Source organism: Vibrio sp. 811, from assembly GCF_033339195.1.
Genome location: NZ_JAWOUB010000002.1, coordinates 19,977 through 40,501, shown reverse-complemented (window position 1 = coordinate 40,501; position 20,525 = coordinate 19,977). Strand labels below are relative to the sequence as shown.

20 protein-coding genes and 1 pseudogene are annotated in these 20,525 nt (G+C 44.1%); 12 read left to right on the top strand and 9 right to left on the bottom strand.

The window, feature by feature from the left end:
• Positions 1-248: 248 nt before the first annotated feature.
• Positions 249-1,115 (bottom strand): fructosamine kinase family protein, encoded by an 867-nt coding sequence (locus R7Q46_RS04000; protein ID WP_318077313.1) that lies wholly within the window; start codon positions 1,113-1,115, stop codon positions 249-251.
• A gap of 224 nt (positions 1,116-1,339) precedes the next feature.
• Between R7Q46_RS04000 and R7Q46_RS03995 the strand changes: the two genes are divergently transcribed.
• The 3 genes from R7Q46_RS03995 (at position 1,340) to R7Q46_RS03985 (ending at position 3,811) form a co-directional block, all read left to right on the top strand.
• Positions 1,340-2,314 carry a response regulator gene (locus R7Q46_RS03995; protein WP_021033872.1) on the top strand — a complete coding sequence of 325 codons (975 nt, stop codon included), beginning with the start codon at positions 1,340-1,342 and terminating at the stop codon, positions 2,312-2,314.
• Positions 2,314-3,276 carry a GGDEF domain-containing protein gene (locus R7Q46_RS03990; RefSeq protein ID WP_017634922.1) on the top strand — a complete coding sequence of 321 codons (963 nt, stop codon included), beginning with the start codon at positions 2,314-2,316 and terminating at the stop codon, positions 3,274-3,276. Before R7Q46_RS03995 ends, R7Q46_RS03990 begins: the two co-directional genes overlap by 1 nt.
• A 190-nt stretch (positions 3,277-3,466) precedes the next feature.
• On the top strand, positions 3,467-3,811 hold the full coding sequence (locus tag R7Q46_RS03985) for a DUF3802 family protein (protein WP_005377620.1): 345 nt from the start codon (positions 3,467-3,469) through the stop codon (positions 3,809-3,811).
• 45 nt (positions 3,812-3,856) lie between these two features.
• Here the strand turns inward: R7Q46_RS03985 and R7Q46_RS03980 are convergent, their stop codons facing one another.
• The gene (locus R7Q46_RS03980; RefSeq protein ID WP_025998640.1) at positions 3,857-4,351 is read right to left on the bottom strand and encodes an NlpC/P60 family protein; all 495 of its coding nucleotides are present in this window, start codon (positions 4,349-4,351) and stop codon (positions 3,857-3,859) included.
• A gap of 134 nt (positions 4,352-4,485) precedes the next feature.
• On the opposite strand from R7Q46_RS03980, the gene R7Q46_RS03975 reads away from it, so the two are divergent.
• The 5 genes and pseudogenes from R7Q46_RS03975 to R7Q46_RS03955 all read left to right on the top strand — a co-directional run bounded on the left by R7Q46_RS03975 (position 4,486) and on the right by R7Q46_RS03955 (position 8,395).
• The gene (locus tag R7Q46_RS03975) at positions 4,486-6,504 is read left to right on the top strand and encodes a methyl-accepting chemotaxis protein (RefSeq protein WP_318077312.1); all 2,019 of its coding nucleotides are present in this window, start codon (positions 4,486-4,488) and stop codon (positions 6,502-6,504) included.
• 207 nt (positions 6,505-6,711) lie between these two features.
• Positions 6,712-7,104 (top strand): NUDIX domain-containing protein, encoded by a 393-nt coding sequence (locus tag R7Q46_RS03970; RefSeq protein WP_318077311.1) that lies wholly within the window; start codon positions 6,712-6,714, stop codon positions 7,102-7,104.
• 18 nt (positions 7,105-7,122) lie between these two features.
• Positions 7,123-7,536, top strand: a pseudogene (locus tag R7Q46_RS03965) (NUDIX hydrolase).
• A gap of 211 nt (positions 7,537-7,747) precedes the next feature.
• Entirely contained in the window at positions 7,748-8,128 is a 381-nt protein-coding gene (locus R7Q46_RS03960; protein WP_318077310.1) for a hypothetical protein, read from the top strand.
• Between the two features lie 48 nt (positions 8,129-8,176).
• Positions 8,177-8,395, top strand: coding sequence for a hypothetical protein (locus R7Q46_RS03955; protein ID WP_005389537.1), 219 nt, complete (start codon positions 8,177-8,179; stop codon positions 8,393-8,395).
• A 103-nt stretch (positions 8,396-8,498) separates the two neighbouring features.
• On the opposite strand, the gene R7Q46_RS03950 is transcribed toward R7Q46_RS03955, so the two are convergent.
• The gene (locus R7Q46_RS03950) at positions 8,499-9,314 is read right to left on the bottom strand and encodes a sterol desaturase family protein (protein WP_318077309.1); all 816 of its coding nucleotides are present in this window, start codon (positions 9,312-9,314) and stop codon (positions 8,499-8,501) included.
• A 140-nt stretch (positions 9,315-9,454) separates the two neighbouring features.
• Here R7Q46_RS03950 and R7Q46_RS03945 point away from each other — a divergent pair, with 140 nt between their 5' ends.
• Both R7Q46_RS03945 and nagK read left to right on the top strand, forming a co-directional pair.
• Positions 9,455-10,204, top strand: a complete 750-nt coding sequence (locus R7Q46_RS03945) for a tRNA-uridine aminocarboxypropyltransferase (RefSeq protein ID WP_021033873.1) — start codon at positions 9,455-9,457, stop codon at positions 10,202-10,204.
• Between the two features lie 174 nt (positions 10,205-10,378).
• The gene (nagK, locus tag R7Q46_RS03940) at positions 10,379-11,287 is read left to right on the top strand and encodes an N-acetylglucosamine kinase (protein ID WP_005377586.1); all 909 of its coding nucleotides are present in this window, start codon (positions 10,379-10,381) and stop codon (positions 11,285-11,287) included.
• Between the two features lie 236 nt (positions 11,288-11,523).
• Here the strand turns inward: nagK and R7Q46_RS03935 are convergent, their stop codons facing one another.
• The 6 genes from R7Q46_RS03935 to R7Q46_RS03910 form a co-directional block, all read right to left on the bottom strand.
• Positions 11,524-11,790: a DUF2960 domain-containing protein gene (locus tag R7Q46_RS03935; protein WP_005377584.1), complete on the bottom strand. Its 267-nt coding sequence runs from the start codon at positions 11,788-11,790 to the stop codon at positions 11,524-11,526.
• Positions 11,791-11,866: 76 nt separating this feature from the next.
• A complete protein-coding gene (locus R7Q46_RS03930) occupies positions 11,867-13,645 on the bottom strand; it encodes a bifunctional molybdopterin-guanine dinucleotide biosynthesis adaptor protein MobB/molybdopterin molybdotransferase MoeA (protein ID WP_318077308.1) in 1,779 nt (592 codons plus the stop codon).
• Positions 13,642-14,229, bottom strand: a complete 588-nt coding sequence (gene mobA / locus R7Q46_RS03925) for a molybdenum cofactor guanylyltransferase MobA (protein ID WP_005389527.1) — start codon at positions 14,227-14,229, stop codon at positions 13,642-13,644. Before mobA ends, R7Q46_RS03930 begins: the two co-directional genes overlap by 4 nt.
• Positions 14,207-14,926, bottom strand: a complete 720-nt coding sequence (locus R7Q46_RS03920) for an energy-coupling factor ABC transporter ATP-binding protein (protein WP_025766658.1) — start codon at positions 14,924-14,926, stop codon at positions 14,207-14,209. Before R7Q46_RS03920 ends, mobA begins: the two co-directional genes overlap by 23 nt.
• Positions 14,927-14,976: 50 nt before the next feature.
• Positions 14,977-15,675 carry an ABC transporter permease gene (locus R7Q46_RS03915; protein ID WP_005389524.1) on the bottom strand — a complete coding sequence of 233 codons (699 nt, stop codon included), beginning with the start codon at positions 15,673-15,675 and terminating at the stop codon, positions 14,977-14,979.
• A gap of 6 nt (positions 15,676-15,681) precedes the next feature.
• Complete coding sequence (locus tag R7Q46_RS03910) at positions 15,682-16,500, bottom strand: substrate-binding domain-containing protein (protein ID WP_005389522.1); 819 nt, start codon at positions 16,498-16,500, stop codon at positions 15,682-15,684.
• Positions 16,501-16,834: 334 nt separating this feature from the next.
• On the opposite strand from R7Q46_RS03910, the gene R7Q46_RS03905 reads away from it, so the two are divergent.
• Entirely contained in the window at positions 16,835-18,286 is a 1,452-nt protein-coding gene (locus R7Q46_RS03905; protein WP_025766656.1) for a sigma-54-dependent transcriptional regulator, read from the top strand.
• Positions 18,276-20,315: a cache domain-containing protein gene (locus R7Q46_RS03900; RefSeq protein ID WP_182038956.1), complete on the top strand. Its 2,040-nt coding sequence runs from the start codon at positions 18,276-18,278 to the stop codon at positions 20,313-20,315. The genes R7Q46_RS03905 and R7Q46_RS03900 overlap by 11 nt, the downstream gene beginning before the upstream one ends.
• The last annotated feature ends 210 nt before the right edge of the window (positions 20,316-20,525 follow it).

Below are 20,525 nucleotides of genomic sequence, written 5' to 3'. Positions count from 1 at the left end.
AACTCCTAATCTCGCAGGGCTTTTAAACACACTATTCATCAAGGAAGCACAGCCCTTTACTTACTTTGCCTACAAGGAAAATAGGCACAATCCAAAGTTAAGTCTCCTTTGATATTAGGTCGAGTTGTTGCTAATTGAGTCGAAATAAGTACAAAACTTGACCCCAAACTCAACCTTGAGCTTAGGGTGATTTTCTGTAGTGATGTGCCTCGAGATTTTACATCTTGAAATATGCAGTGGCTTCCAAATTAATAAGAAATGATTTTATTAATAACCAGTTGAGCCTGTTCCAAGTAATGGCCCCCAAACAAATTACAATGGTTGAGAACATGGTAAAGGTTATAGATATCTTTACGTTCCTCATAGCTTGAAGAAAGTGGCATAACCGATTCGTAGCCTTGATAAAATTCTGGTTGAAATCCACCAAAAAGCTCTGTCATCGCAATATCACACTCCCTGTCCCCCCAATAGCACGCAGGATCGTAACAGATAGGACCGAATGCAGTGAGTGCCGCATTTCCATTCCATAAATCGCCATGCAACAAAGAAGGTTCCGGAGCATGGTTTGCTAGCCGCTGTTTTACGACATCGATAAAGTCATCGATATCAACCAAGGTGACGCCTTTTTCTTTAAGGAGCTGTAATTGCCAACCTATGCGTTGCTCAGCAAAGAATACACACCATTTCTTGTGCCATTTGTTGGGCTGTAGAGTCGAACCGAGATAGTTGTCGGTATCAAAACCAAACTCTTTTTGCTCGCCCCACTGGTGTAGGTGAGCTAATTGCTGCCCAAATTTAAAGCTGTTGGGACCATCTTCTAATGGTTTCGTTGGAAGGTAGTTAAGAATTAGGAATGAGGCATTTTTGGTTTTACCAACCAATACCACCTCAGGTACAAATAGGGTGGATGTTTCACGCAAAAGATGCAGGCTTTCAGCTTCTACGTCAAATTTAGACAAAAACTCGCGATCGTTAATTTTCACAAAATAACGTTGCTCGCCATCATTGATCATGTAGCTTTCACTGATATCCCCACCAGACAGCCTTACTTTTTCCGTGATCTGGTAATCGAACAATAAAGTATCAGAAAGCTGTTGCGATATTGCTTGCCACATACAAAACCTCGCGAATCTATTTGACCACCAATAGTTTAGGATAAATAGCAGGGAGTTGGCGCTATGTTGAGCATACTTAGTAAAGAAACCTTCCTCTTAGTGTAGTCAATTTGTATAAATGTGAATCAAATCGCTTATAAGCCTCTGATTTGTTGGCTTAGCATATGGAGATGAACGTTTACAACAGGTATTATGATTTTTTTGACGTTAGTTCCATTGGTGGCATGAAAATACTGATATGTGATGACTCAGCTGTTGCAAGAAAGCTTATTGCGCGTTCTATCGTACAAGATACATCATTGCATCTTATTGAAGCGCAAGATGGTTATGAGGCGCTTAATATTCTTGCTGAGCAAAATATCGATATTTTGTTTCTCGATTTAACGATGCCCATAATGGATGGTTTTGAGGTCCTCGAATCATTACCTGTTAGTCAGTACCCGACCAAAATCGTCATTATTTCTGGAGATGTTCAACAAGAGGCAAAACAGCGCTGTCTCGATCTTGGTGCTCAAGCTTTTATCGCTAAGCCTCTGACAGAAGAGCAGGTGCTCCCACTATACGAACAATTAGGGCTGCATTATGCGTTCAAACCTAGTCATTCGGTTGATTCTAAAAACCAGGGTTGCGAAGAGCTTTCCTTACTAGCCAAATTCCGTGAAATTGCGAACATTGCCCTTGGTAAAGGGGCTGCGATTATGGCTGACCATTTACATGAGTTCATCCAACTTCCTGTTCCTCATGTTGGACCTTTGTCCTACGGCGAGCTTCATATGACACTGGTTGATGTGGTTGGGCGTGACAGTTCCGTTGCGGTAGCGCAGAGGTTTGTCGGTGGCGGTATTCACGGGGAGGCACTGGTGTGCTTACGTGGTAGGGATATCAATCAGATTGGGGAAAAATTAGGTTACCTCCTTGAGTTTACGCCTCATAATGAAATCATCTTGAATATCTCTAACCTACTGGTTTCGTCATTTCTCACGTCGTTAGGCGATCAACTCGACAAGCAGTTCTCACTTCGTCAGCCAGGCATTGTGGATACCTTAACACCTTATTGTGAAGAGCAAGGCGAGTTGGGTGAGCTCTTTACTATCGAATACACCTACATGGCAGAAGCGCTCGATTTCGAGTGCGAGGTACTGTTTTTAATTGATAAGCCATCCGTAGAAATTATCTATGAAATCATGGAGCTAATCTAATGTCCGATATCACGCTGGACATAGCAGACTTTCATTGGGTCACACAAATTCTCGATACGATGGATTCAGGGCTTATTGTTTTGGATCAAGAGTATAAAGTATGTGTGTGGAACAGTTTTATGCAGTCATACAGTGGCGTTCTATCACAAGAAATTCTTGGTGAATGTTTATTTGAGCATTTTGAAGAGCTGCCAAGAACTTGGCTAGAAACCAAGATAAAAGCAGCCGCCGATCTGGAAACTCGTTCTTTTTCTAGCTGGGAAAACCGACCGTACCTTTTTAAGTTCAACAATTTTTCTCCGGTTTCAAACAGCAGTGATTTTATGTATCAAGATATCGTGATCACGCCGTTAATTGGGCTCTCAGGAGAGGTCAGCCACATAGCGATTCAAGTCAATGATGTTTCTGAAACTGCGAGAAATCGCATTCATTTGAAAGAAACAAATCAACATTTGTCGGAAATCAGTCGCAAAGATGGTTTAACAGGTTTATTTAATCGCGCTTATTGGGAGCAATCATTGAAAGATGAGTTTGCTCACTTAAAAGTTATCGACGGACCATGCTCATTAGTAATATTCGATATCGACCACTTTAAGAAGGTGAATGATACTTATGGTCACCCGACAGGGGACGAAGTCATTCGTCGAACCTCTGCATTGTTGAGAAAAACAGCAAGGAGCAGTGATATCTGCGGTCGTTTTGGTGGTGAAGAGTTTACGGTACTACTTCCTCACACAAACCAGGAGCAAGCTTGCTATTTCGCAGAGCGTTTGCGCAAAAGAATTGAGCAAGAGATCGTGAAAGTGGAAGATTTTTTGATTAATTACACGATAAGTATTGGTGTTTGCGAGTATAAGCCTTATTTTGAAACTCACACTCAATGGTTAAAGAGTGCCGATGCTGCGCTGTATCGTGCAAAAGAAAATGGTCGTAACCAAACCTGTTTGCATGAAAATGGCTGAAATATAAAAAGGTTTGAAGAAACCCTGTATCCGAATTCAGTGAAGCAAAGCTCAATTGTTTGAAAATCATCCAGTTGGTTCGTGAATGTTTGTTAATATGAAATAAGTTAATGAAATTTTCTCGGCATGTCTTACTATTGAAACTATTCTGCTTTCAGCTTCGAAGGCTTGCAATAAACGGAGAAAAACAGTGGTTTTAGAAACCGATGGATATCTCGCTCTTATCGAGCACTTGTCTCTAAATCTAGATATTTTTACGACCGAAATTGGCGACACTGGATCCGAAAGCATCGAAGATGTTGTCACCGATATGGTGGCTTCAAACATCATGGCGATTTTTGAGCAAAATCCAGAACTTCACTCGAGCGTACGCTTCAAATTGTTGAAAGAGGCTGATGCAGTTGTTGAAGATCTTGGTGAGATATTGGCTGGGGTATGGCATAAAAAAGCGACCAATGAACAGATCACGTTCCTTGATGAATACATCGCTCTGGTCAAAAATCTGTTCGATAATGCTGTTGCGACTTACGACTGATATTGTTTTAACTTACAGCAATGTCCGGTTAAAGAGTGAGAGGAGTTACATTGTAACTCTTCTTATTTGCCAAAACTTAGATGCCCAGTATGGGTTGTCGATTCTTGAAATAATCACACCTCTAGACGTCGATGCATGCATGAACTGCTTGTTACCCAAGTAAATTCCGACATGATAAGTTGTACGTCTTGTTTTAAAAAACACTAGATCCCCTTGCTTGGCATCCGTCCAACTTAACTCCACACCTTGCTTTGATTGCTGCTTCGTTGTCCTTGGTAACGAGAGCTGATAAGCCTCAATAAACGCTTTTTGTACAAATGCTGAGCAATCAATTCCAGATTTCTGTGTCCCGCCTAAGCGATAAGGCGTGCCGTGCCACTCTGTGTAAAAGTCGAACAAGTCAGGGTTGTCCGACAATAGCTGATTTGTAGGTGTTGTCACCTGTGCTTGCTCACTAGGCTCAGGCCCAGAAGAGCAGGCGCTTAGTAGCACACTGATTATCAAAGGAAAATATACTCGACGCAAATCACCACCTGTCATCTCTATGACTCACAACTGAAATATTAGTGTCATAACCAATCCATAGTATGGGCTGCAAATCACGGTTTTGTCTCACAAATGTGACGGAATCACTGCAGAACCGATTCAACCTTAAGAAAGAATAAAAATTGATTATGGCAAAGCGAAAACGCTCACGCACATCACTTTCACTGATTCAGGCTGTCAGTGCAACATTTTTAACTATCATTGCTCTTGTTATAGCCCTTTCTGTCTCAAGTTTCAAAGGAATGGAACAGGTAGGGGAACAATTTGAAGACTTGTCGCAAAAAGCATTACCAATCGCGATGGCAAACGCAAAGTTAACCAGGAATGTATTGGAGATGGTTAAGCTACTCAACCATGGTATGCAGATTACTGAGCCGAAAGAGTTGCCTCTCATAAAAGAGCAAATCGACTCTCTTGCAACTCAAAGCACAACTTTGGTTGTGAAAGCGTCTGGTGTAGCTCAGCAACTCTCGGAGGAGTTAGACACCAAACTAGCGCGTTTACATAACATCACGCAGTCCATTTTGTTGAAGCAATCTTCGGTGATACAAATTCAAATGGATATTGATGCCGCTGTTGGTGGGTTTCGCTATGGGCTTAGCTCTATCGGTCCGGAAATGAATCGAATCAGTTCGTTTCTTAGTGCTGATAATCCTGAGTCGAGCGATGCCGCTAACCGTTTCATTGCTTCTGCAAGCTCAATGGAAAGTACGTTCTTAGTCATGATGATGCACTCAGAATTAAACAAAGCCGAAAAAGAATACCGAGAAATGCGAAATCGCATAGCAGGTATTAAACTCGCCTATGAAGACTTCCAATCTTTCCATCCTGAAGTAAGTGAATATGCAAGCTTAACCGCACCATATGAGATGGTGAAACAAGGCTTTAGTGAAAAGGGCGTGCTGCGTTTGATCCTCGCCAAACTAGAACAAGGGGAATTGCAACGTTCAGAGTTTAAACAGGCTTCGATGCTTGCGGATGAAACCATGCGGTTACTTGATCAAATCTCCCAAACCGCTGGTCAGTTGATCGATGAAAAAGAGCGGGTGGTCAACGAGACCATTGAATCGGTGAGCGTTGTGCTCGTGTTTGCGGCGTGTGTGATTTCTTTTATTATTCTGGTTACTTGGTTTAGTCTCAAGTCATGGACAAACCGAGGGTTAAGGAATGTACTAACGCGTCTTTCAGCACTTACCGAACATGATTTTCGTGACAAGGCAGAAGAAGTCGGCCCCTATGAACTGAAAGAAGTAGCACGAAAGTTGAATCAAGTAATCGATTCCACACATGACTCCATTCAAACGGTGACGCGCAATTGTGAAACGCTTTATCAGACGGCAGAAGTAAGTCACAGTGCAGCCGAACAAACAAGTGATGGGTTGGCAACACAAAATGAAGCGTTGTCGAGTATGATCACGACCATAACGCAGCTTGAAGCCTCTATTCGTGAAATAGCAATGGTGACAAATGCATCTTCACAGGACTCGCTCCTTGCAACCCAACACACTGAAAAAGGAGTTCAAGTCGTGGAACAAAACCGCGAACGTTTGGAGTCATTAGAAAGCTCTTTGGATGTAAATGAACAGTCAATGTTAGAGCTAGACCAGCGTGTTAAACAGATTCGTGAAATGGTGGATATGATCAGTGGGATCGCGGACAACACCAACTTACTTGCTCTCAACGCAGCAATAGAAGCTGCTCGTGCTGGTGAGCAAGGGCGTGGATTTGCGGTTGTCGCTGATGAAGTTCGCAAACTTGCAAGTGATACCTCTCAACAAACTACGAACATCCGAGAAATGATGAGCGAGCTTATTACTGCCGCAGAGCGTTCGCGCCAAGCAGTTAATGATTCAAGAGAAGAAATGACCCACGCGCTAAAGTCCAGTAATGAAGTGAAATCGACATTCTCTGATATCAACCTCGCGGTTAAGCACATTCAAGAACGTGTTGAGCAAATCTCAGTTGCTACAGAAGAACAAGAACGAGCGACGGCAGATGTATCTCAATCCATCACACATATTTCTGATCTTGGCGAACGCACAAAGCTGCAGCTTGAGCCTATGGTTGAGAGTTCTGAGCAAGTGGCGGAAATTGCCGGGCACCAGCAAGCAATGCTGCACAAGTATGAGCTTCATCAGACCAAGTAAATGAGATGTTTCCACCGACTAAAAGCAGAACCTCGGTTCTGCTTTTTTGTTACGGCTACCCATTCAATGGCTCCTATTTGCATTGCAAGAGTGAGTTACATCTCATCTCGTTCATTTCTAAAGGGTTTAGTTATCACAACGTGATGTTAATGCTTTGTTCGAGGGACTCGTTGACTAGAATGTCGCCAGAATTCAAAGGAACGAATCATGCAGTTATCACAAAGAGCCAGCCTCATACTAGTTAATCATCACCAAGAGCTTTTGCTTATCCACCGCGTTCGAAACGACAGACAGTATTGGGTTTTCCCTGTCGGCAGTGTTGAAGCAGGTGAGAAACCTGTTGAAGCTGCTAAAAGAGAAGCGCTGGAAGAAACCTCAATAGAACTTGGCTCGGTTAAGAAAGTTTTGGAACTCGAAAATCAAGGTCGCTTAGAAACCTATTTTCTTTCTTATGTAGGGAACTTAAAAGTGAAACTAGGGAGTGGGCCAGAGCAAATCAGAAAATCAGATGTTAATCAGTACCATTTGAAGTGGGTGCGTGTAGAGCAACTTCACTCGATTTCTTTTTATATCCAGAGAAAGCTAAAGCCTTTTGCTTGAACCATAAGGAGTGGTTTTGTGATCGATAAAGTTTGCCCCGTCGTTCTACGTAATCAAAATCAAGAGATCCTACTTTTTAAACATCCGTTGGCGGGTGTTCAGCTCGTCAAGGGCACTGTTGAAGTGTTTGATGAAAGTTACATCATAGCAGCCAAGCGGGAGCTCGCTGAGGAGCCTGGTATCACACATGTTCGTTCCGCACGATATTTATGCTCATGGGACAGTGGCTTTCAAAATCAAGTATGGCATTTTGTTTTGTGTGAGTGTACTGACCTCGCTAATTCATGACTGTTTCATACGCAAGACGATGGCGGACATGATTTCGCGTTCTTCTGGCACGATGTCGAGAGCGGCCTTCCCGCGAATGCACATACTGTGTTTCAGCGCGGGCTGGAAAAGGTACGAGAGTTGATAAACCAAGGCGTGATTTAAAGGAGGATTCTGTCATTGCATTGGCGGATTTGGGCGAAACGCCACAGCAAACACTATGCTTCTACTAGAAGCAAATAAAGAAGGTAGAGCAGCCGTTACTGTTCTCATCGTGTTGATAATGGCACTGTCGATCTCAAAAATGGCGATGAGATTACAAATGTTTAAGTGACTTCTATATGCTTTGCTCATTCATTCAGATAAGGAAACGGTAATGGATAAATTCGTCGTGTTTCTCTTATGCCTTTTTATGACAGTTGGCGGAGTGGTTCATGTTTATGACAACATTGTTGGTGGCTTTTTACCTTACGATTTTGCGCCACGCTGGTTGAATATGTATTGGAGCGCTTTGGGACTATTGGACTTATTAGGAGCGTATCTATTGGTCAAGCATCGCCGCTCTGGCCTAGTCGTTATGTTATTGATTCTTATAACCAATGTTATCTTTAGTTCCCACGCTCACTATACATTAGAAATATTAGATAACAACGTCGCCCTACAAATGAAGACACTGTTTTTAGGGTTCTCATTTGGGGTATCTATCTGGTTATGGAATGCGCGAAAACATAGTCAATCGCGCCAAATATTTCGTTAATTATTATTTTCACAACACTCGATTAAGGATTGTAAACAGGGACTCGTTATGAACGATTTTAAAGACTTGGCCAGTTTTGCTGGTTTCAGCGTACTGACAGGTTTGAGCTTTGCCACCACTTTCTTCAGCCTTGCTTTTCTATACAGCTCAATAGAGGCACAGCAAGTAATGAACACCAATGCTTTGGCATGTGCAGTGCTTGGTGTTGTTGGTTTATTTGTTGGTATTACTCAGCTAAACAAAAAGCGTCAGCTAGCAGAAAACTAATCTGTTCTTACACATCATGAGGATGAAGTAGTGTTTAACAGGGGTTTAGGCTTGGTCTATTCGTTTTGTTGACATACTTCATCCAACAATATTTTTTCAACCATTACTTCTTCTCTTTATTGTAGCGAAAGGGCTGCGTTAAAAGCTTATCTAATCTTTGCTCTTCTTCGTCTCTAATTTCCGGCACACCAATAACAACATCATCATGACCCAACTTAGGCTGAGCTCGGTATGTCCCAAAAAAGCGGTCCCAAACTGAAAGGAAAAAACCAAAGTTTGAGTGGGTCTCTTTTACTATCACTGAATGGTGCACGCGATGCATGTCTGGTGTAACGATGACGTTTCGCAGTTTTTGGTCTATGGATAAAGCCAGTTTTGCATTACTGTGATTAAACATCGCGCTCGCATTAAGCACAATTTCAAATACCACAATTCCGATAGGTGAAACACCTAAGATAAACACGGCTGCAATTTTTACTCCCATTGAAATGATTATTTCGAAGGGATGAAAGCGTGCGCCTGTAGTGACGTCTATGTCGAGATCGGCGTGATGCATTCGGTGAATCTTCCACAGCGGCTTTACATGATGAAAGACAACATGCTGAGCGTAAATGACGAAATCAAGCAAAATGACGGTTAGAAAAATATTTAACCAAGCGGGGAGGGACAGAATATTCAGCAGCCCCCATTGTTGCTCCTGAGCTATGACCGCAGCTTGAAAGGCGGCGATAGGCATGATTAAAGCAATAACTAGGCTGTTAAAAGCGACCAATGACAAGTTATTGACCCAGCGAAACCTGCGCGAAGCGGTCAGTGTTTTTCTAGGCAATTTGTTCTCCCAAATGGCACAAAGCAATAATACGCCAAGGAAAAAGCCTAATCTGAGCCATGAGGGGTCTTGAAATGTCGTTTCTGTCACTGTCATTCCCTTATTTATTTCTTTATCTATGACCGAGATAAGAGTGAAATTATTTCAACACACTGCTGATGGGCTTATCTTGAGGCGAAACCATAATATCAGTAGAATCGCGCTCTACTTTTTACTTGGCATTACTTACCATGAGAATTCACGCTTTCCACCGTTTATATCAGTACCGACAATCTATCTCAACCAAGCCTTTCAACGCGCGTGGATGTAAAGTGGTTCGTTGCCAATATTGCCAGGTTTCTGAGCAACACTGTTTGTGCGACCTTCAGCCAAACATCAAGGCCAATATTGCATGTATGTTGATTGTTTCTGAAAACGAAGTGTTTAAGCCAAGTAATACCGGTCGTCTAATCGCTGATACGATTCAAGAGACTTACGTGTATCAATGGAACCGAACAGAACCGTCTGAAGAGATGCTAGCGCTACTACAGGATGACAGTTACCAACCGGTGATTGTATTTCCTGCAGACTATGTGGATGATCCCTCTCGTTTAATTGAAGATCTAGAGCCAGGGCGATTGGTAAAAGAAGATGTCGAGAACAAAAAATGGTTGCTGATCTTTATTGATGGTAGCTGGCGTGAGGCGCGAAAGATATTCCGTCGTTCTGATTTTCTTAAATCTTTGCCTGTGCTTTCCATTGAGCCGGAATCTCTGTCTGAATACATCATGCGCCGCTCCGAGAATGAGCAGCATCTTTCAACCGCCGAAGTCGCGACATTAGTTTTAAAACAAGCTGGTGAGCCGAAAGCTGCGGAATGCCTTCAACTGTGGTTTGAAGCCTTCAGAGAAACTTACATGCTGAGCAAGACTCGAGTCAAAAACGACCCTAACCAGCCACACTTGAAACGTTTCAAAGAGTGGATGAAAACCGAGAGCTGACTCTAAGGAATGAGCTTTTGTTGATGGTATGTTGTTCAACTGGCTTCGGTGAGGGGATAAATCTGCATTCGGTCACGGTTTGCAGGCGTACAGATATGGATAATGCCATCAGTTTATACTTTTGACTCTAGCCATTTTGAGAGTCGTTTGAAGCATTTTTTAGGAGAGAAATACATGTATTACGGCTTTGATGTCGGTGGCACTAAAATTGAATTTGGTGCATTTAACGAGAAGCTTGAGCGTGTAGCGACGGAACGTGTACCTACACCAACAGACAACTACGAGCTGCTGGTTGATACCATTGCGGAATTGGTGAATAAATACGATACAGAGTTTGGCTGCGAAGGTACGATTGGTCTTGGCCTACCAGGTATGGAAGACGCCGATGATGCAACGGTACTAACAGTTAACGTTCCTGCGGCAAAAGGCAAACCACTTCGTGCTGATCTAGAAGCTAAAATCGGTCGCAGCGTAAAAATTGAAAACGATGCAAACTGTTTCGCGCTTTCTGAAGCCTGGGACGAAGATCTTCAAGATGAACCATCTGTACTAGGTTTGATCCTTGGTACTGGTTTTGGTGGCGGCTTTATCTACGAAGGCAAAGTATTCTCTGGCCGCAACCACGTAGCGGGTGAGGTGGGTCACACACGTCTTCCTATCGACGCATGGTTCCACCTAGGCGAAAACGCACCATTACTGGGTTGTGGCTGTGGCAACAAAGGCTGTTTAGATAGTTACCTATCTGGTCGTGGTTTCGAGCTTCTTTACGCGCATTACTACGGCGAAGAGAAGAAAGCGATCGACATTATTAAAGCGCACGCAGAGGGTGAAGAGAAAGCAGTAGAGCACGTCGAGCGCTTTATGGAGCTGCTAGCGATCTGCTTTGCAAACCTGTTTACTGCAACAGACCCACACACCGTTGTACTTGGTGGCGGCTTATCTAACTTCGAATTGATTTACGAAGAGATGCCAAAACGCATCCCTAAACACTTATTGTCTGTGGCTAAGTGTCCTAAGATCATCAAAGCAAAACACGGTGATTCAGGTGGTGTACGCGGCGCTGCGTTCTTAAACATCAAGTAATGACTTAAACCTTACTCGATATAAAGTAAGAAGAAATTTAAAGCCCCGTTTAGACTTTCAAGGTTAAACGGGGCTTTTACTTATATACCGAAGTAACTTATATACCGAAGTAACTTGTATACCCAAGTAACTCATATACCTAAGTAATTTCGGTATGCTCGGGTATGGATCATGAACAAAAGTAGCATGCATAAAAAACTCACGACGAATCGTGAGTTTTCTGTTTGCAGCTAAGCTTATTTGTTCTTTTTGCCTACGCCCAGGTTTTCTTTTTGAGCTAGGGTGATTTTGCTAAAGCCTAATTTTCTGAAGTAGTTGTCGCGGTAGTTTCGCACCGCTTTAGTGTCAGACACTGCTTCGATTTGTTGCTCCATCTTTAGGAACTCAGTGATATCGATACCTTCGGCTTCTGCAACTGCTTCTTGAATGTTGCGGTGTTGCTGGTATGAGAACGTCAGTTCTTTGTCTTGGTCTTTGTAAGTGTAAAGAATGGTGCGAGCCATAGCTGTCTCTCTGAAAAGGTTTCTGTATATTAAACAAAAAGGCCAGACTCGCTGACCTTTGAATTTCTAGTTTGAGCTAGATTCTGCCTTGAAGTGGGATAATTGTCACGCTTTCTCCCGCTTTTACTGTATCAATAGCTGGGGAGATTTCGATCAAACAGTTTGCCTCACTCATTGAGCGTAAAATACCAGAGCCTTGCTTGCCTGTTGTACGAACGGTTAAACGGCCAGTTGCATCCAGTTCATAGACGCCACGGCTAAACTCGGTACGACCTTGGCGAGAGCGAAGGTTTTCAGTCGCGATGGCATTCACTTTCAGAGGCTTCCAGCCTTGTTCGCCTTGCATCTTACGCAGTGCAGGCTCAACAAAGTTGATGAATGAAACCATCACGGCAACAGGGTTGCCCGGCAGACCAAAGAACGGCTTGTTGTTGATTTGACCAAACGCTAATGGACGTCCCGGACGCATGTTGATTCGCCAAAAATCGATTTGACCAAGTTTATCCAAGGCAAGTTTGATGTAATCCGCATCACCAACGGATACGCCACCAGAAGTCATAACCACGTCCGCTTGCGCCGATGCGTTTTCCAATGCTTCAATCATTAACTGTTCGTTGTCTTCCAGAATACCGAAGTCTAAGCTCTCGCAGCCGAGCTTTTCAAGCATGCCCATGATGGTAAAACGGTTGGAATCGTAGATAGAATTCGCTTTTTGCTCTGTTCCCGGCGCTTGTACTTCGTCACCGGTGGAGAACACGGCAACTTTCAATTTTCGGAATACATTCGCTTCACCAAAGCCAAGCGAAGCGATCATGCCCATTTCTGGAGAGGCGAGGCGAGTGCCTGCGGTAAAGACGTCACTGCCGATAGCGAGATCTTCACCTGCTTGACGAACGTTTTGGCCTGCTTTGATATTCGCACCGTTAAAAGTGACCTTGTCACCTTCTTGAATGGCTTGCTCACGCATGACCACTGTATCGCCGTTACGTGGTGTTGGTGCGCCAGTCATGATCTTAACTGCTTGACCAACTTCCAGAGGCTGATCGTAAGCATGGCCCGCCATCACTTCAGCAACCACTTGGTAGCTATCACGGTCAACATCATCACTGCGGATGGCATAACCGTCCATCGCGGAGTTGGTGTATTGCGGCACATTTACTGGTGAAACGATATGTTCCGCAAGAACGCGGCCATAGGCGTTTTCAATCTTGCATGCTTCTATTTCCGAAACCGTGTTCACCAAAGAAAGGATTTTCTCTTGGCCTTGAACCACAGAAAGGAAAGCAGGAGAAAGTGTGTCGCAACATGCGGCTTCTTTCTCTTTGTTTTTTGGCGCTTTCGCTTCTTGAACGTATTGAAGAACAAATTGAGCGATGGCATCCAAATCATTGATGTTCATTTGAGGGAGCTCAGAATCTAACTCCGCACTGTCGGAAGCGATAGCAATGATGTTTTCATCGTTTGGATAAAGCCAAGGTTTACCCACTTCTTCACGATGCAATTCAATTTTAGGAAACGCGATGTTTTTGCAGCCTTCGACCAAAACCACATCAAGCATGTCTTCATCAAAACGTGTTAATAGGTATTCAAACTCCGCTTCGGCTTCTGGCGTTTCTGTCATTAACGCAAAACGGTTGCGAGAAGCAATCAGCATTTGAGATGCGCCAGCTTTGCGTAAACGGTAGCTGTCTTTACCCGGCTTATCGACATCGAAGTTGTGGTGCGCATGTTTTAGCATGCCAATGCGTAAACCTGCTTCGGTCAGCTTTGGCAATAGGGCTTCAAGTAGCGTGGTTTTGCCTGTGCCTGAATAAGCTGCAAAACCAAGAATAGGAATGTTTAGCGTGTGTTTCATGATTCTAATTGTCCAAATTGCGCCAGTTCTTCCGGAGTGTTCAAGTTGACGAAACAGTTTGGTGAGTCGCTAAAGTCAACGTAACTGGTGTTGCACTCTTTGTAGAGCAGAATGATTTTGCGGTCGCCACGTTCTAAAAACGCGGTGAGTTTTGGCAGTACGCGCTTGTGGTAGAGCGTAAAAACAGGTTGCTGATGGTCACCATCATGCGCGACCAAAATATCGCTGTCTTCTTTGACGGCCTGGCAGAAACGCTCGACAAGGTCGGTGTTAATTTGTGGACTATCGCAAGGTACAAATCCGACCCAGTCGGTTTCAGAATGCATCAAACCCGCGTGAATACCGCCCATAGGCCCAGGGAAATCTTTGAATTGATCACTAAATACGAAACCAAATTTGCTGTACGCATCTTGGTTTCGGTTGGCATTAATTAAAATGCGTGGAGTTTGTGGAGATAAACGTTCAATAACGTGCTCGATGAGTGGCTTCTGATTTAACTCAATCAGACCTTTATCTTTTCCACCCATACGGCTGGCTTGGCCACCAGCCAAAATGACCCAACTAGTTTGTGTTGGTTGAAGCATATGCATTCTCTTGGGATGTTTCTTTTGGTATGACATACAACAGAGGAGACTCTATCAAAGTCTTGTCTTTAATCCACCACTGTTTTTTACATAAGTCGGTCAGTGCGTTGGCCTGATGGCTTGTCACCACGATACTGGAACCACGATCCAAAAGATCTTTCGCCATCACCACCAATCGTTCAATGGATTCTTGGTCTAAAGACGCACTTGGCTCATCCATCAACAAAATCGACGGTTTTAAGATCCAAGCCCTTGCCATGGCAACGCGCTGTTTTTCACCGCCGGACAACACGGAAATATGTTCGTCCGCTAAGGTTTCTAAACCTACCATGCGCAGCGCGTGAATAACTTGAGCTCGCTTATCTTTTTGCGTGTCTTGTTGATATTTCACTCCATAGACTACGTTTTCATATACAGTGCCGTCAAAAAGGTAAGGGGATTGGTGGAGATAAATCACATCGACACGACCATTGCGACGCGTCAGTCTTTTTAGCCACGTATCTTTTGGCGCAACAACATCACCAGTAGAGGGTTTGAGCAAGCCAGCAAGGATTTTGAGTAGGGTAGTTTTGCCCACACCATTGTCACCCTTGAGATAAATGGCATCATTTGGGCCGATGGCTAACTCAGGGATGTGGAAAAGCACACGCTCTTTAAAGCGCATGGATAACTGTTCGGCGGTGATTTTTATAGTCATAATTCGCCTCGACATGGGGTTAATGGTGAGTCGTTTGTTTGCTTCATGTTCTATGTTCTGAGGTAGCCTTTGCCTCTCATGCTTGATAAGAAGAAGTTTAGAGCCAACGCTAAAGATAGTAATACAATTCCTAATGCAACTCCTTGCGCAAAAGCACCTTTACTGCTTTCCATTGCGATAGCCGTGGGAATATTTCGCGTCACGCCCATAATGTTCCCACCAACCATCATTGAGCAGCCCACCTCGGTCACGATACGTGAAAACCCTGCAATGATAGCCGCAAGTAGAGGAAAGCGGGTTTCCCAAATCATCGTAGCTGCCAAGCGCGGAATGGAGACGCCCAGCGTGATGGCAGTTTCCACTGCACGACGGTCGCTAGATTGTAATGCACCATGCATCATCGATACCAAAACAGGGAAGCAGATCACCATTTGGCCGAAGATCATTGCCTTCTGAGTGAACAGCATTTGCCAGTCTCCCCAAGGGCCAGCACGCGACAGCAACATGTACAGCAACAGGCCAATCACCACGGTAGGGACCGCTTGCAGCGTATTTACGATCGACAACAAAAACCATTTACCGCGAAAGTCGGTATACGCCAGTACAAAGGACATCAAAATAGCCGGCAATACCACTAGGGATATTGCCGTGATAGAAACACTAAAGGAGACCGCAACGATCTCCCATAGGTCTGCATCAAAATTCACCAGTAAGCGAAGCGCTTCCAGTGTTGTATCAGCAAGATTCATATTGCGTTATTTGCTCTCAGCATTCGCAACAAACAGTTGTTTACCGTTTAGGCGGAAACCATTGATAAGTTCCTGTCCGCGAGGGTTTACCAACCAATCACTGAATGCCTTCGCACCTTGATAGTTGATCGTTGGGTAACGCTCAGGGTTAACAAGAATAACTTGGTACGGGTTAAACAGTTTTTCATCGCCTTGGAACAGAATTTCTAGATCCAATTTGTTTTGGTAAGCCAGCCATGTGCCGCGGTCCGTCATGGTGTAGCCTTGCATTTCAGACGCCATGTTTAGAGTTGGGCCCATACCTTGACCTACGCTACGGTAGCCACCAAAGTTCGGTTCGATTTTAGTTTGAGCCCAGAAGCCCATTTCTTTTTTGTGCGTACCAGAATCATCGCCGCGAGAGATGAACGTTGCGTTTTTGTTTGCGATCTCTTTGAATACATCTAACACGCCTTCGTCATTTTTGATTGTTGCTGGGTCAGCTTTCGGGCCTACAATCACAAAGTCGTTGTACATTAGCTTGCGAGGTAAAACGCCGTAGCCTTTCTCAACAAATGCGCCTTCAGCTTTTGGTGCATGTGTCATCACCAAATCTACGTCACCGTTTTCGCCCATTTTTAAGGCTTTACCCGTACCTGCAGCAATAACATCGACTTTGTAGCCCGTGTCTTTTTCAAATTGTGGAAGCAGGTAATCAAGTAAACCTGAATGGTAAGTACTGGTTGTGGTTGCAAGGCGAACATGTTCTCCGTCTTGAGCAGAAAACGCAGAGTAACTTACAAGCGTGATAGACGTTGCAGCCAGAGTTAGCGCAATTTTTTTCATTTTTATGTGTTCCTTTCCAATGATTCTTTGGAATCTCTCCAGGTTTTAGGGAGAAGCCTTTTTGGACGAGAGCGATTAGCGTAATACGCAAGTTGTCTTAGGGTGTTGGAATAAGCAAACATCAACATCCTGAGATCACTTAAATGCGCTCCGTATCCACCTTATAGCAAACAAGATGCCAACCTTTTACAAGCTTAAAGTGCTTGGTTTATGCACTAAATCATGGGGTTATTTGCATAAAAGTTTGCGTTGGTACAAAATGTCGCACTTTTTGTAGGGTATCTCTGTTTAAACTTGGTACACTCTGTCCCATCGAAATCCATCTGGGGTAAATATGTCTACTCAATCCCATCTTAGTACAAACCAACAATATAGCGCCTTTTCCGTACTGGTCGTCGATGATGAATTAGGCATGCAAGCCATCTTGAAAAAGGCATTGGGTAAGCTTTTTTCACATGTCGATACAGCTGGTAGCATCGAAGAAGCAGAACAACTGCGTAATTCTCGACATTATGATCTGATCTTGCTGGATATTAATCTGCCAGGGCGTTCTGGAATTGAGTGGGAAGAAGCGTTTGAAGATGATGACAAACGTGCCGATGTGATTTTTATGACGGGTTATGCGGATTTAGAAATTGCCATTCGAGCGCTACAGCTCGGTGCTTCCGACTTTATCCTCAAACCATTCAACCTTGAGCAGATGTTAAAAGCGGTCAGTCGCTGTATGGATCGCCGTTTGAACGAACGCATGCAGTACGCCATGACACGCGATTACCAACGTCACAATACCTCAGAGATCATCGGCGGCTCAGAAAAAACGCGTCTGCTTAAGCAACTTATTAACCAATTTGCACCATCACGTGCTTCTGTTTTGGTGGAAGGTGAGTCGGGTACGGGTAAAGAGCTAGTTGCACGAGGTATCCACCAGGCGAGTGGGCGAACGGGCCCGTTTGTGCCAATCAACTGCGGTGCGATTGCACCAGAGCTTTTAGAAAGTGAGTTATTTGGTCATACATCGGGCGCGTTTACCGGTGCAAAAAAATCGCGTGAAGGTTTGTTCCGTGTTGCGAACGGTGGCACCTTATTTCTTGACGAAATCGGGGAGATGCCACTTGCAATGCAGGCATCATTATTACGTGTGTTAGAGCAGCGTACGATTCGCCCTGTCGGTTCAGAAAGAGAGATCAGTATTGATGTCCGTATCGTAGCGGCAACCAACCGAAACCTGCAAGAAGAGGTCAATCAAGGTAATTTCCGCAGTGACCTCTATTACCGTTTAAACGTTCTGAAAATTGAAGTGTGTCCGCTGCGAGAGCGCAAAACCGACTTATTTGAGTTGGTGCCATTTTTCAGCAACATGCTGACGCGCGAGCTCGGTATGCCTGCGCCCAAATGGGCGCACGAGGACATGGAAGCCATGAGTGAGTACGATTGGCCGGGAAACATTCGTGAGCTGAAAAACTTGATTGAGCGTTGTATCTTGCTTGGCAAACCACCTGCACACTATTGGCGAGAGCTGAATGGCGGGCATTCACTGCCTAATGTATCGATTACTGTTTCTCACTCAGCTGAGTTACCAACCTTTAAAGAAGGCAAAGAATTTACTGGCGAGGGCTATCCAAACAGCTGGACGTTAAAAGAAGTCGAGAAAGCACATATTAAACAAGTCGTTAACTTGCACGAAGGCAACAAATCAGCCGCTGCTCGCGACTTGGGCGTAGCTCGCAAGACCTTAGAACGTAAATACAAAGAATGGGATTCTGAGGATGAGGAATATGCCGACTAACGGCCCACAGCACAAAGGATTGTCAAAATGGACGCACCGTTTTAAAACCATGGTGCGTTATCGTTTGTTATTCTTAACCTCTGCGCCGATTTTCCTCACGTTGTTAGCTCTGATCGGCATTACCATTTATTGGTCTATTCATTACACGTGGCAAAATGCGCTGCTTGATGTCTCGGAACGTCTTGGTGTTGCAAATAACAGTGTAACGTTGTTACAGCAAAAGCAAGCCAATTACGTGCGGGCGTTTGCCGATTCGTACGATTTCCGTATTCGCATTAATAAAGGAACGCCACAAGGTGACCTGCAAAAGTGGGTCACAGAGCAGAAGAAAAGATATGCTTTAGATTTTCTCTCTTTCCAACGCGTTAATTCCATGGAAAACAAATTCCGCTTTATGGATCTCACCAAGCGCGAATCGTTTTTTGATGTACTCAATAAAGAAGAACTCGAACGCCTCGATCCTGAACTCGCCAAACGAGCAGAAGTGCCTATTCTTGCTGATGGTGACAGGGAGGCGCGTGGGCTAGTCAGTCGAACCGTGATTCCGGTATACAGCCAAGCGAACGATTTGATCGGCTTTCTGGATGGTGGTTTGCTCCTTAACAATAGTACAGTGCTGGTGGATCAAATCCGCGATCTCATATACTTAAGTGATAATGACCGCCTTCGCCCTGTGGGTACGTTGACGGTATTTCTCGATGATTTGCGTGTGAGCACCAACGTTCCTTTAGACAGCGATCATAGGCTAGGGCGCGCCATAGGCACTCGCGTGAGCGCAGAAGTGTATAACCAAGTACTTTCGAAGGGTGAACAGTGGGTTGATCGCGCTTATGTGTATGACGCTTGGTATATTACGGCGTATCAACCAATCAAAGACCAATACGACAATGTTATTGGTATGCTTTATACGGGTTACCTCATGTGGCCATTCGTTAAAGCCTACATGACCAACATTGCCGAAATCAGCTTGATTACGGTTATGTTATTGCTGGTTTCTGGCGTGATGGTATATCGCGGTTCTTATGATCTGTTTCGACCGATCGAACGCATTCACAAAGTGGTGAAGCAGGTCCAACAAGGTAAAGAAAAACGGATTGGCCCGTTAGGATTAGATGCCGATCATGAACTTGCGCAGTTAGCCAGACAGTTTGATGATATGTTAGACGCGCTAGAAGAGCGCAAAATTGAACTGAAAAACTCCGCAGCTCAACTTGAATGCAAAGTTCAAGAGCGTACGGCAAGCCTGAGAGAAAAAACCCAAGATCTTGAACTGCATATTCAATTGCTCAACCAAACCCGCGACAAACTCGTTGTTCATGAAAAACTGGCAGCACTGGGAGAACTCACCGCGGGGATTGCTCACGAAATTAATAACCCAACCGCCGTGATTCTTGGCAACGTAGAATTGATCCATTTTGAATTGGGTGACGATGCAAGTCGAGTACAAGAAGAAATTGATGCGATTCACGCGCAAATTGATCGTATCCGCAATATCACGCGCAGTTTATTGCAATACAGTCGCCAAGGTGGTGTTCAAGATGAAATCACTTGGCAACATGTCAATCCTATCATTGATGAAAGCATCACCTTGGTTAAAACGGGCACCAAGAAACGCGACGTCGAGTTTGTGACTGACCTACAAGCGCATACGTCAGTTGAGATAAACCGCCATCATTTGCTACAAATCTTAGTTAATTTGCAAATGAACGCCATTCACGCAATGAGCGGTAAAGGAACTTTAACAGTAGTCAGTGAAGACTGGATTGAAGAGGGCGAAGTGAAAGGAGCCGCGATTCATGTTATCGATGAGGGCTGCGGTATTAAACCAGAAAACTTGAGTCGAATCTTCTCGCCATTTTACACAACTAAACGAGAAGGCACAGGGTTAGGGCTATCGGTCTCCCAAAGTATTCTCAGCCAAACGGGTGGTGAGTTAAAAGCAGAGTCTGAATGGGGAAAAGGCAGTAAATTCAGTATTTATTTACCTAAAAAAGCCGAACTGATCCTAGAGGTGACGAACATCGCTTAGTCACTTTTTTGAAGTATTAATGGAAAAAGAGTCACTGACGATAGTGGCTCTTTTTTGTATTTAATGACGCATTTATGTTCACGCTTTTGCTTCTTAGAAGCCTTACAATGATTTCACTTGGAGTGAATTAATAAAAACAACACTTGCAGTATGTAGCATGAACAAGTACCGTTGCCCGGTTTTTCTAAATACACCCCAATTGCTAAGGTA

Excerpts from the sequence above, each read along its gene's own strand:
- R7Q46_RS04000 (WP_318077313.1), bottom strand. The coding sequence starts at position 1,115 with ATGTGGCAAGCAATATCGCAACAGCTTTCTGATACTTTATTGTTCGAT.
- R7Q46_RS03995 (WP_021033872.1), top strand. The coding sequence starts at position 1,340 with ATGAAAATACTGATATGTGATGACTCAGCTGTTGCAAGAAAGCTTATT.
- R7Q46_RS03990 (WP_017634922.1), top strand. The coding sequence starts at position 2,314 with ATGTCCGATATCACGCTGGACATAGCAGACTTTCATTGGGTCACACAA.
- R7Q46_RS03980 (WP_025998640.1), bottom strand. The coding sequence starts at position 4,351 with ATGACAGGTGGTGATTTGCGTCGAGTATATTTTCCTTTGATAATCAGT.
- R7Q46_RS03975 (WP_318077312.1), top strand. The coding sequence starts at position 4,486 with ATGGCAAAGCGAAAACGCTCACGCACATCACTTTCACTGATTCAGGCT.
- R7Q46_RS03970 (WP_318077311.1), top strand. The coding sequence starts at position 6,712 with ATGCAGTTATCACAAAGAGCCAGCCTCATACTAGTTAATCATCACCAA.
- R7Q46_RS03960 (WP_318077310.1), top strand. The coding sequence starts at position 7,748 with ATGGATAAATTCGTCGTGTTTCTCTTATGCCTTTTTATGACAGTTGGC.
- R7Q46_RS03955 (WP_005389537.1), top strand. The coding sequence starts at position 8,177 with ATGAACGATTTTAAAGACTTGGCCAGTTTTGCTGGTTTCAGCGTACTG.
- R7Q46_RS03945 (WP_021033873.1), top strand. The coding sequence starts at position 9,455 with ATGAGAATTCACGCTTTCCACCGTTTATATCAGTACCGACAATCTATC.
- nagK (WP_005377586.1), top strand. The coding sequence starts at position 10,379 with ATGTATTACGGCTTTGATGTCGGTGGCACTAAAATTGAATTTGGTGCA.
- R7Q46_RS03935 (WP_005377584.1), bottom strand. The coding sequence starts at position 11,790 with ATGGCTCGCACCATTCTTTACACTTACAAAGACCAAGACAAAGAACTG.
- R7Q46_RS03930 (WP_318077308.1), bottom strand. The coding sequence starts at position 13,645 with ATGAAACACACGCTAAACATTCCTATTCTTGGTTTTGCAGCTTATTCA.
- mobA (WP_005389527.1), bottom strand. The coding sequence starts at position 14,229 with ATGCTTCAACCAACACAAACTAGTTGGGTCATTTTGGCTGGTGGCCAA.
- R7Q46_RS03920 (WP_025766658.1), bottom strand. The coding sequence starts at position 14,926 with ATGACTATAAAAATCACCGCCGAACAGTTATCCATGCGCTTTAAAGAG.
- R7Q46_RS03915 (WP_005389524.1), bottom strand. The coding sequence starts at position 15,675 with ATGAATCTTGCTGATACAACACTGGAAGCGCTTCGCTTACTGGTGAAT.
- R7Q46_RS03910 (WP_005389522.1), bottom strand. The coding sequence starts at position 16,500 with ATGAAAAAAATTGCGCTAACTCTGGCTGCAACGTCTATCACGCTTGTA.
- R7Q46_RS03905 (WP_025766656.1), top strand. The coding sequence starts at position 16,835 with ATGTCTACTCAATCCCATCTTAGTACAAACCAACAATATAGCGCCTTT.
- R7Q46_RS03900 (WP_182038956.1), top strand. The coding sequence starts at position 18,276 with ATGCCGACTAACGGCCCACAGCACAAAGGATTGTCAAAATGGACGCAC.